The sequence below is a fragment of the Streptococcus sp. CL8.13 genome, assembly GCF_049737895.1.
Genome location: NZ_JBKOTT010000081.1, coordinates 1 through 4,378 on the forward strand (window position 1 = coordinate 1; position 4,378 = coordinate 4,378).

The window sequence follows — 4,378 nt, forward strand, 5'->3', positions numbered from 1 at the left end:
ACAAGTACTTTAGCTCTGTCTTTTTATATCACGATTGATTATGTAGCTTCTGAGAATTCGATGGTGGTCTCTGAGGATGGTTTGTCCTGTCAACCGACGAAAACATTGGATCAGATCCGTATAGAAGATTATTCTTGTGTGATTTTGCCAGGAATGGTAAATATAGGTCCTACTCTACAAGATGAGAAATTGATCTCGTTTTTGAGAAGTCTTAATGAGCAAGATATCCTAATTGCAGCCATTTCTTCAGCGCCCCTTTTATTGGCGAAAGCAGGCTTGTTGAACGACACGAAATTTACAGGTGGAATTTGGCAAAACTTCTTTGACTATTTTGAATTTCTTCCACGTGAGAATTTCCAACCGAAAGTTCTTGTCCAAGATAAACAAATCATTACGGCTATCGGTTTTGCACATCAAGAGTTTGCAAGAAAAGTGATTTTCGGTTTAGGGTTGGCAGAGAATACGGACAATTATTTTAAAGAACAGAACGAGTATGCTGAAGAGGATTTGATATTTACTCTATCAGATGAAGAGTTTAATCAAGTGAAGCAGAGTATAGAAAACAGCCTCTAAAGATTTACATGAAAATTATAGAAAGGAACAAAGGTGTTCAGGGAATTGAACACGGGTTCCAGAATTTCTAACTCAATATAAAAGAAAGGAATTGAACCCGACCTAAATTCTCGGAAAAAAGATAAATCTGTCTAGGAGCATCGCTCCAGCGTCAGATTTCCTATTTTTCAGTCGAATTTTACGGTCTTGGTATCTTGTATGAACAATACTGAATTTTATGATCGTCTGGGGGTGTCAAAAAACGCTTCGGCAGACGAAATCAAAAAGGCTTATCGTAAGCTTTCGAAAAAATATCACCCAGATATCAATAAGGAGCCTGGTGCTGAGGAAAAGTACAAGGAAGTTCAGGAAGCTTATGAGACTTTGAGTGACGACCAAAAACGTGCTGCCTATGACCAATACGGTGCTGCTGGAGCCAACGGTGGTTTTGGTGGAGCTGGTGGTTTCGGCGGTTTCGATGGGGCAGGAGGCTTCGGTGGTTTTGAGGATATTTTCTCAAGTTTCTTCGGCGGAGGCGGTGCTTCGCGCAATCCAAATGCTCCTCGTCAGGGGGATGACCTCCAATACCGTGTGAATTTGACCTTTGAAGAAGCTATTTTTGGAGCTGAAAAAGAGGTTAAGTACAATCGTGAAGCAAGCTGTAGTACATGTAATGGCTCAGGTGCTAAGCCAGGAACAAGTCCAGTCACTTGTGGACGCTGTCATGGCGCTGGTGTCATTAACGTCGATACACAAACTCCTCTTGGTATGATGCGTCGCCAAGTAACCTGTGATGTCTGTCATGGTCGCGGAAAAGAAATCAAAGATCCATGTACAACATGTCACGGAACAGGGCATGAAAAACAAGCGCATAGCGTACATGTCAAAATTCCTGCTGGTGTGGAAACTGGTCAACAAATTCGGCTAGCTGGTCAAGGTGAGGCAGGATTTAACGGTGGACCATACGGTGACTTGTATGTAGTAGTTTCGGTGGAAGCCAGCGATAAGTTTGAACGTGAAGGAACGACTATCTTCTACAATCTCAACCTCAACTTTGTCCAAGCAGCTCTTGGTGACACAGTAGATATCCCAACTGTTCACGGCGATGTTGAATTGGTTATCCCAGAGGGAACTCAGACTGGTAAGAAATTCCGTTTACGTGGTAAGGGAGCTCCGAGCCTTCGTGGCGGTGCAGTTGGTGACCAATACGTTACAGTTAATGTCGTAACACCGACAGGCTTGAACGACCGCCAAAAAGCAGCTTTGAAAGAATTCGCAGCTGCAGGCGATTTGAAAGTCAATCCAAAGAAAAAGGGCTTCTTTGACCATATTAAAGATGCCTTTGAAGGAGAATAATACTCTTCGAAAATCTCTTCAAACCGTGTCAACGTCGTCTTGCCGTATATATGTGACTGACTTTGTCAGTCTTATCTACAACCTCAAAACAGTGTTTGAGCAAGCTGCGGCTAGTTTCTTAGTTTGCTCTTTGATTTTCATTGAGTATAAATCAAATACTTTCCCAGACTTTCCGCCGTAATGAAAACACCTGAAACCGTTTGATTTCAGGTGTTCGGAAACTTTGAGACCTAGGCTCAAAGTTTAGGTATGGAACTTCGAAGAAGGTCGCTACCGTCCGTCATTACTTAAGGAAAGTCTTAAAAAATCTATAAACTAAAAAGAGCCAATTGGCTCTTTTTACTTATCTTCCATTTCCTGTGTTTCTTTGATAACAGCTAGTCTAGTCTGGATATCTTTTTCCAAGACCTTAAACTTGTAAGTCAGGTCTTCTTGGTATTCCTTGATGAGTTCTTTTTGTTGGTCGATGATTTGCAGGCTGTTTTGGATAATATCCACATCATCCTTGATAGCTTGAACGCGGTCAGTGGTATTCAAGACTTCATCTGTGATGGTTTGACGATTTTTTGTGACCAGATAACTTCCGGCTGCAGCTCCTGCAAATAGCAATAGATTGGATAATTTCATGGTAACTCCTTAGGCATTTTTGATGATTTCAGCGACTTGAGCAAGTTTGTCAAAGTCTGGTTCGTGGGCGATAAAATCAATCTTGAGGTCATCGTCCGCACTGTAGCGAGGCACGAGGTGAACGTGAGTATGAAAGACGGTTTGACCAGCGATTTCTTCACAGTTGGCAATGATATTCATACCAGCAGCCTTAGTGGCTTTCATGACTTTTTGAGCCACTTTTGGCACTTGGGCAAAGAGTTGGCTAGCGCTAGTAGCGTCCATCTCCAAAAGATTGCGATAGTGTTCCTTTGGCACGACCAAGGTGTGTCCTGGTGTTACTTGAGAGATATCAAGAAAGGCAAGAACCTGCTCATCTTCGTATACTTTTGAAGCAGGAATTTCCCCTGCGATGATTTTACAAAAAATGCAATCTGACATAAAATCTACCTCTACTGTATTGAATTTTGATATAATATAGCTACATTATACCAGATTTGGAGAAAATATGTTAGAAATTAAAAACCTGACAGGTGGCTATGTTCATGTCCCTGTCTTGAAAGATGTGTCCTTTACTGTTGAAAGTGGGCAGCTGGTCGGTTTGATTGGTCTCAATGGTGCTGGGAAATCGACGACAATCAATGAGATTATCGGTCTGTTGACACCTTATAGTGGCTCCATCAATATCAATGGCTTGACCCTGCAAGAAGATGCGACAAGTTACCGTAAGCAAATTGGCTACATTCCTGAGACACCTAGCTTGTATGAGGAATTGACCCTCAGAGAGCATATCGAAACGGTTGCTATGGCTTATGGTATTGAGCAGAAAGTGGCTTTTGAGCGAGTAGAACCTTTGTTAAAAATGTTCCGTTTGGATCAGAAATTAGATTGGTTCCCTGTTCATTTTTCAAAAGGGATGAAGCAAAAGGTCATGATTATCTGTGCTTTTGTGGTGGATCCGAGTCTTTTCATCGTGGATGAGCCTTTCCTTGGTCTTGATCCGCTGGCTATTGCAGACTTGATTCAGCTTTTGGAAGTGGAAAAGCAAGAGGGTAAGTCCATTCTCATGAGTACCCATGTGCTGGATTCGGCGGAGAAGATGTGTGATGCCTTTGTCGTTCTTCACAAAGGGGAAGTGCGTGCTAAGGGAAATCTCCTGCAACTGCGTGCAGCCTTTAATATGCCTGAGGCTAGTTTGAATGATATTTACTTGGCTCTAACCAAAGAGGAGGAGCTATGAAAGACTTGTTTTTAAAGAGAAAGCAGGCTTTTCGTAAGGAGTGTCTTGGTTATCTGCGCTATGTTCTCAATGACCACTTTGTCTTGTTCCTGCTTGTCTTGCTGGGTTTTCTAGCCTACCAGTACAGTCAACTCTTGCAAGATTTTCCTGAAAATCATTGGCCCATCCTTTTGTTTGTAGGAATTACCTCTGTTTTACTGTTGCTTTGGGGAGGAATTGCCACCTATATGGAGGCTCCAGACAAGCTCTTTCTCCTAGTTGGAGAAGAGGAAATCAAGCTCCATCTTAAGCGTCAAACTGGCATTTCTCTAGTCTTTTGGTTCTTTGTCCAGACCCTTTTCTTGCTGTTATTTGCGCCCTTATTTTTAGCCATGGGTTATGGCTTGCCTGTTTTTCTGGTCTATGTGCTTTTATTGGGAGTAGGTAAATATTTCCTCTTTCGTCAAAAGGCCAGCAAATTTTTCACTGAAACTGGACTAGACTGGGATTATGTCATTTCCCAAGAAAGCAAGCGCAAGCAAGTCTTGCTTCGCTTCTTTGCCCTCTTTACGCAGGTCAAGGGAATTTCAAACAGCGTCAAGCGTCGTGCCTATCTGGACTTTATCCTAAAGGCTGTTCAGAAGG

At 42.3% G+C, this 4,378-nt stretch carries 6 protein-coding genes; 4 read left to right on the top strand and 2 right to left on the bottom strand.

Annotation, left to right across the window (positions count from 1 at the left end):
• Window positions 1-573 (top strand): DJ-1/PfpI family protein (locus ACLNCN_RS03610; RefSeq protein WP_424844639.1); only part of this gene is annotated, 573 nt, incomplete at its 5' end.
• A 198-nt stretch (window positions 574-771) separates the two neighbouring features.
• Window positions 772-1,908, top strand: a complete 1,137-nt coding sequence (gene dnaJ, locus ACLNCN_RS03615; protein ID WP_001066308.1) for a molecular chaperone DnaJ — start codon at window positions 772-774, stop codon at window positions 1,906-1,908.
• A gap of 339 nt (window positions 1,909-2,247) precedes the next feature.
• On the opposite strand, the gene ACLNCN_RS03620 is transcribed toward dnaJ, so the two are convergent.
• Window positions 2,248-2,535: a hypothetical protein gene (locus ACLNCN_RS03620; RefSeq protein ID WP_084928138.1), complete on the bottom strand. Its 288-nt coding sequence runs from the start codon at window positions 2,533-2,535 to the stop codon at window positions 2,248-2,250.
• A 9-nt stretch (window positions 2,536-2,544) separates the two neighbouring features.
• Entirely contained in the window at window positions 2,545-2,955 is a 411-nt protein-coding gene (locus ACLNCN_RS03625; protein WP_049550803.1) for an HIT family protein, read from the bottom strand.
• Window positions 2,956-3,022: 67 nt separating this feature from the next.
• Here ACLNCN_RS03625 and ACLNCN_RS03630 point away from each other — a divergent pair, with 67 nt between their 5' ends.
• Both ACLNCN_RS03630 and ACLNCN_RS03635 read left to right on the top strand, forming a co-directional pair.
• Window positions 3,023-3,754: an ABC transporter ATP-binding protein gene (locus ACLNCN_RS03630; RefSeq protein ID WP_424844640.1), complete on the top strand. Its 732-nt coding sequence runs from the start codon at window positions 3,023-3,025 to the stop codon at window positions 3,752-3,754.
• The coding region (locus ACLNCN_RS03635) for an ABC transporter permease (RefSeq protein ID WP_424844641.1) at window positions 3,751-4,378 on the top strand (628 nt) is incomplete at its 3' end. The genes ACLNCN_RS03630 and ACLNCN_RS03635, both read left to right, overlap by 4 nt.